Annotated in this window: 5 protein-coding genes; 1 reads left to right on the forward strand and 4 read right to left on the reverse strand. The window is 42.5% G+C overall.

The annotated features are described in order from the left end of the window. Window positions 1-66: 66 nt before the first annotated feature. Window positions 67-1008, forward strand: a complete 942-nt coding sequence (locus tag RDS42_RS13600) for a hypothetical protein (RefSeq protein ID WP_308784128.1) — start codon at window positions 67-69, stop codon at window positions 1006-1008. Here RDS42_RS13600 and RDS42_RS13605 read toward each other — a convergent pair. The 4 genes from RDS42_RS13605 to RDS42_RS13620 are packed head-to-tail and all read right to left on the reverse strand — an operon-like array spanning window position 985 to window position 3072. Then, window positions 985-1614 (reverse strand): ATPase, encoded by a 630-nt coding sequence (locus tag RDS42_RS13605; protein ID WP_308784129.1) that lies wholly within the window; start codon window positions 1612-1614, stop codon window positions 985-987. The genes RDS42_RS13600 and RDS42_RS13605 overlap by 24 nt on opposite strands. Further along, entirely contained in the window at window positions 1611-2117 is a 507-nt protein-coding gene (gene coaD, locus RDS42_RS13610; RefSeq protein WP_177276341.1) for a pantetheine-phosphate adenylyltransferase, read from the reverse strand. Before coaD ends, RDS42_RS13605 begins: the two co-directional genes overlap by 4 nt. 8 nt (window positions 2118-2125) lie before the next feature. After that, on the reverse strand, window positions 2126-2680 hold the full coding sequence (gene rsmD / locus RDS42_RS13615) for a 16S rRNA (guanine(966)-N(2))-methyltransferase RsmD (RefSeq protein WP_308784130.1): 555 nt from the start codon (window positions 2678-2680) through the stop codon (window positions 2126-2128). Further along, window positions 2677-3072 (reverse strand): methylglyoxal synthase, encoded by a 396-nt coding sequence (locus RDS42_RS13620; protein ID WP_177276339.1) that lies wholly within the window; start codon window positions 3070-3072, stop codon window positions 2677-2679. Before RDS42_RS13620 ends, rsmD begins: the two co-directional genes overlap by 4 nt. Window positions 3073-3173 lie beyond the last annotated feature (101 nt).

Raw genomic sequence — 3173 nt, forward strand, 5'->3', positions numbered from 1 at the left:
CGTCATGAGAATTCTTCATATTTATTTAATACAGACCATATAGTTTAAAAAAAACGGAATCTGTATATGAAGCGAATTTTATTTCCAACCGGAATTATCCTGCTGCTGTTTTTTTTCGTATGCTGTCCCACCGAGGCACTTTCTGCATCAAAAGAAGGGCTTAATCTGTGGCTGAACACCCTGCTTCCTACTCTTCTGCCTTTTATTATACTCACTGGAATCTTAATCCGTACAAATACAGCAGAAAAAATCTTTGCGCCCCTGGAGCATCTGTGGAATATTCTTTTTGGAATCACAGCTCCCGGTGCATATGCATTAACTCTTGGTCTGCTCTGCGGATATCCTATGGGCGCCAAAATCACTTCTGACATGTACACTCATAATCGTATCAGCAAGAGAGAGGCAGAATATCTTCTGACTTTTACCAACCATGCAAGTCCTGTCTTTATCCGTACATATCTGATCCATCTATGCCTTAAAGACAGTATCCGTACAGGAACCGTTTATGGTATTCTTCTTCTGTCAAGCTTCCTCACAATGCTCCTCTTTCGATTTCTTGTCTGGAAAGGTGTGACTGCAACACAGAAAACAGATTTTGAAAACCAAAAAACGGAGCCATCCGCTATCGGTTCAATAGGAACTCTGCTGGATGCCTCCATTATGAATGGATTTGAAACACTCACCCGAATGGGTGGACATATCCTTCTGTTTTCTGTTGTATCTGCTTTTATCAGACATTTTCTGAAAACAGAATCAGCTGCAGGCTACCTGATTCTTGGCACACTGGAACTGACAACCGGCCTTCATTTCCTGGCACTGTCCGGTCTGCCCTTCAAAATCAGATATCTCTGCTCCATGTGTATGACTGCATTTGGCGGAATCTGTATCCTGGCACAGACAAAAAGTCTTCTTCATCAGAACCTTTCTGTCACGCCTTATATTTTTGCCAAATGTCTCAATACAGCAATTACTGCCCTGCTGAGCTTAATTTTCATCCAGGTCATCTAACAGAGCATCCTCATCCTGCTCCTGGGTATCATCATGATAAGTACCGGTAATGGCAGCCGCCTGGGCAGTCTGAGGTGCAAGCTCCTGACGGTTCTGATTTACAACATCCAGACATACCTGAAGGGCATCAATAAAGCCTTTGTATTTACCGCCGGCATCTTCCAGTGTCTGATTCAGTACAGAACCGATATTTGCCATCATATCATCTGTATAAGTAATCGCACTGAGACGAATGCTGTTTGCATCCTGTGTTGCAGAGTCAAGGATTTCCTGTGCCTGCTTATTTGCAGCATTGATCGTATCATTTGCCTGTGCATATGCTTTCTGCATAATTTCATGCTGTGTAACAAGCTCCTGTGCTTTCGCCTGTGCATCGGCAATGATCGCGTCTGCTTTGGACTGTGCATCCTCCAGGATCGCATCCTTATTGCTGATGATCTTCTGATAACGCTTGATCTCATCTGGTGTTTTTAAACGAAGCTCTCTTAAATACTCATCAATTTCTTCTTTATTTACAATAATCTTTGTTGAAGACAGTGGCTGGAATTTACAGCTCTCTATAAATTCATCAATATCATCAATAATCTGTTCAATTCTGCTGCTCATTGTACATTCTCCTTATTATCTTTTTCTTCCTGCATCTTATCCTGCAAGGCCTGAATGATCTCGGGCGGTGCAAATTTAGACAGGTCACCGCCAAAGCGGGCAACTTCCTTCATGATCGTAGAGCTTACATATGCATATTCCAGACTGGTTGTTAAAAAAACAGTATCCACATCCGGAGCCAGAACACGATTAGTCTGTGCCATCTGAAGTTCATACTCAAAGTCTGTGACTGCACGCAGTCCCCTTACAATAACCTGGGCTTCATTCTCCCTTGCAAAGTTAACAGAAAGCCCGTTAAACGGCTTTATGATGACATTCGGAATGTCCCGCGTTGCCTTTTTTAATATATTAACACGTTCTTCCACAGAAAACAACGGACTTTTTGCAGAATTATGCAAAACGCCCACTACAACTCTGTCAAAAGAGACGCTGGCTCTCCTGATCACATCCAGATGACCATAAGTAGCCGGGTCAAAGCTTCCCGGATAAACTGCTGTTACCATGTGCATTCTCACTTTCTTTTATACAGAAAAACATGCTTGTTTGTCTTATATTCTTTTGAACGGCTAATCTGGTATCCCAGTTCTTCTACATAAGAGAAATCTGTATGAAGGTCTGCCTCTGCAATGATCATCGTATTTTCATCTGCCAGAGTGCTCTGCGCAAGATATTCCAGTACCTGACGTTCTAACCCACATTCATATGGCGGATCCATAAAAATACAGCCAAAGGCAGACTGGCCTTCCATGGAGCGGAGCGCCTGAAGCACGTCCATGGCTAATAGTTTACCATCTTCGGCAAGTTTTGTAAATGCCAGATTATCTCTGATACATGCACAGGCCTTTGGATTTTTTTCTACAAAGACAGCAGACTCGGCTCCCCTGCTCAAGGCTTCTATGCCAATAGCACCGCTTCCGCTGAACAGATCCAGAAAATGACAATCGGGAATTTCCGGCTGAATAATATTAAATAAAGTTTCTTTGATACGGTCCGTTGTAGGCCGGGTATCTGTTCCCGGAAGAGTCTTCAAAGGAAGACGACGGGCTTTTCCTGCTATTACTCTCATTTCAGATTCAGTCTCCAATCCAGATCGCCTCGGGCAAGTCCAAGGATCAAAAGTTCTGCAGTGGCAATATTCGTTGCCACCGGTATATTGTACTGATCGCAGCGCATGCAGATCGCTGAAATATCCGGTTCTTTCGGGTCGATCATGGCCGGATTATAGAAAAGGATCACCATATCAAGATCCTCTCTCTCTATCATTTCCATAAACTGTTTATCTCCGCCTATACTGCCTGCAAGAAATTTATGCACATGCAGGTTCGTGGCCTCCTCAATTCTTCTACCAGTAGTCCCTGTAGCATAAACTTCGTGCTTAGCGAGAATATTTTTATACGCGATGCAAAAATCTTCAATAAGTACTTTTTTACTGTTGTGTGCAATGATTCCTAAATTCATTAATCATCTCTCCATTCTCACCAATCCATATACTAGTTTCTTTATTACCCCTAGCTATTATAACAAGTCAACAAAAAAAACGCAATTAAATCTTACAAAAT

The organism is uncultured Blautia sp. (assembly GCF_902497045.1).
Classification (GTDB): Bacteria; Bacillota; Clostridia; order Lachnospirales; family Lachnospiraceae; genus Blautia_A.

Coding starts and splice junctions, on each gene's coding strand:
- RDS42_RS13600 (WP_308784128.1), top strand. CDS start 67: ATGAAGCGAATTTTATTTCCAACCGGAATTATCCTGCTGCTGTTTTTT.
- RDS42_RS13605 (WP_308784129.1), bottom strand. CDS start 1,614: ATGAGCAGCAGAATTGAACAGATTATTGATGATATTGATGAATTTATA.
- coaD (WP_177276341.1), bottom strand. CDS start 2,117: ATGGTAACAGCAGTTTATCCGGGAAGCTTTGACCCGGCTACTTATGGT.
- rsmD (WP_308784130.1), bottom strand. CDS start 2,680: ATGAGAGTAATAGCAGGAAAAGCCCGTCGTCTTCCTTTGAAGACTCTT.
- RDS42_RS13620 (WP_177276339.1), bottom strand. CDS start 3,072: ATGAATTTAGGAATCATTGCACACAACAGTAAAAAAGTACTTATTGAA.